Origin of the sequence: Helicobacter saguini, from assembly GCF_000762875.2 — a bacterium.
Taxonomy (GTDB): domain Bacteria; phylum Campylobacterota; class Campylobacteria; order Campylobacterales; family Helicobacteraceae; genus Helicobacter_A; species Helicobacter_A saguini.
In genome coordinates, this window is sequence record NZ_JRMP02000047.1 from 1 (window position 1) to 1,962 (window position 1,962).

Genomic DNA, 1,962 nt, shown 5'->3' on the forward strand with positions numbered 1-1,962 from the left:
AACAACTTATATAACTATGATAAACAAATAGTAGTATTTGCATACACAAAGTCACAAATAACCTTAAATGACAAACAACAAAAAGTATTAAGAAATCCTGCAATTATTGATGTTAACAAACCAGATTGCACTATAAAAGATGGATATATACAAGGAGTAAATATCATAAAAAAACCGAAACCAAAATTAGTAGAAAAAACAGGAAATTTTAAACATAAACCATTAGCTATTGTATTACACAGAACAGATTCTCATAACGCACAAAGCACATTAAATACTTGGGATACAAGTCCATTTGGCACGCATTTTTTAATCGATAAAGATGGCAGCATCTATCAATGTGCTAGTTTAGATAAATGGACACAGCATGTGGGTGATATTCGCTCAAGAGTTGAAATAGAAAAAACTTGGAATGAAAAAGAAAAGATTGTAATAGAAAAGATATGGAAAGAAACAAGTTCTTTTAAGGATAGAAAAATAAAAGTTTCAAATTATGAAAAAAAGAAATCATATCCTAATAGATATCCTATAAGCTCTGATAGCATAGGAATTGAAGTTGTGGGAGAATACGATTATAAGATAAAAAGATACCTAAATGCCACAATTAAACAATTAGAAAGTTTAGAGCGACTTGTTTTGATTTTGCTTGAGTTGTATAATATAAATAAAACAGATATTTACGCCCATGGAATAATTGCCTACAAAGATAAAAACTCAACAGAAGGCATATCTTTATTAGAATACTTAAAAGGAAAACTATGAAAATCTTTTATATGATATTTATTATATGCACTTTTGCGTATGCGGATATTTTTAAAAACATTAGAATCTTAAAGCTAAATGAACCCACTTTTTATCTTACTGAAGAAGAAAAAGAGAGGAAATATTATGTCGACGCAATAGCACAAACTTGCAATACACAAATCATTGTAGATTTTCAAGAAAAGCACATTATCAATTTTTTTAAAACGGCTAAAGAATATTATGATAATGATATGGGTGTAATAGCAACATATTGCACTTATCCTTGTAGAATCACAGGTGTAATACAATTAGATTCTAAAATATATAATTTTGAATTAAATGAAGGTGGCTATGCACGTTTAACAAACAAAGAAGGTGAGCATAGAGATTTTGGAGATGAAAAACAATATGGAGAATGCGGAATATAAGAATTTATATATTAAAATTTGATGGTAAAATATATATTCAGCACGTGAGAGTAACTCAACATTGCAATCTTGTAATAGTAAAATAGTAAAAGTGATGAGTATGGCTTACGAAAAAATGATTTCAATAGCATCACAAATATCCATATAAATAAATTCAAATTTTTAAGAAAAGATTATCTAGGTTTACAGGGTAAATATAAAGAATGCCTTTTGTTTTGAATGATATGAAATATTATTTTGAGATTCAAGTATGGTGGTAGTTTTAAAATTATTAACAAAACAATAAAGTATTAAAACCAAAAGTGAAGCGAAAAGCTCCATGAAAAAGAATGGTATTTTTTGTGATATAATTAATCCCTGCAGAATAGAATGAGTGATATAGTTCTAAAAGGACACACATGCCAAATAATCTATCAAATATGTTACAAGTGAATGTGTTACTAAAAGATTCTAAAACACCTGTAAGTGATATTAAAATAACATTAGAATCTATCAATGATAATTCATATTCACAAACTAATATAAGTGATAATAAAGGACAAATAATATTTAACAATCCTATAAAATCTAAAGAATTTAAATTAAATATAAAAGATTTTAGATTCTATGATAATAACATAAACACAAAAAGAGTAGCAAATAACTATACAAAGGATAACTATACATTTGATTTTATGATAACTCCAAAGATATGGTTTTATTATAATGGCAAAGAAATATATAAATGCTATGGATGTAAATATATAAAGTCTTATGTAACATTAGATAATAATAAGAATATTCCACAAGG

Annotated in this window: 3 protein-coding genes; all 3 read left to right on the forward strand. The window is 26.5% G+C overall.

Annotated elements, in window-relative coordinates; genetic code table 11:
- Nucleotides 1-762: peptidoglycan recognition protein family protein (locus tag LS64_RS12070; RefSeq protein ID WP_138127385.1), on the forward strand; the 762-nt coding region annotated here is incomplete at its 5' end.
- The gene (locus LS64_RS12075) at nt 759-1,172 is read left to right on the forward strand and encodes a hypothetical protein (protein ID WP_034569133.1); all 414 of its coding nucleotides are present in this window, start codon (nt 759-761) and stop codon (nt 1,170-1,172) included. The genes LS64_RS12070 and LS64_RS12075, both read left to right, overlap by 4 nt.
- A 398-nt stretch (nt 1,173-1,570) precedes the next feature.
- A partial coding sequence (locus LS64_RS12080; RefSeq protein ID WP_138127387.1) for a hypothetical protein occupies nt 1,571-1,962 on the forward strand: 392 nt, incomplete at its 3' end.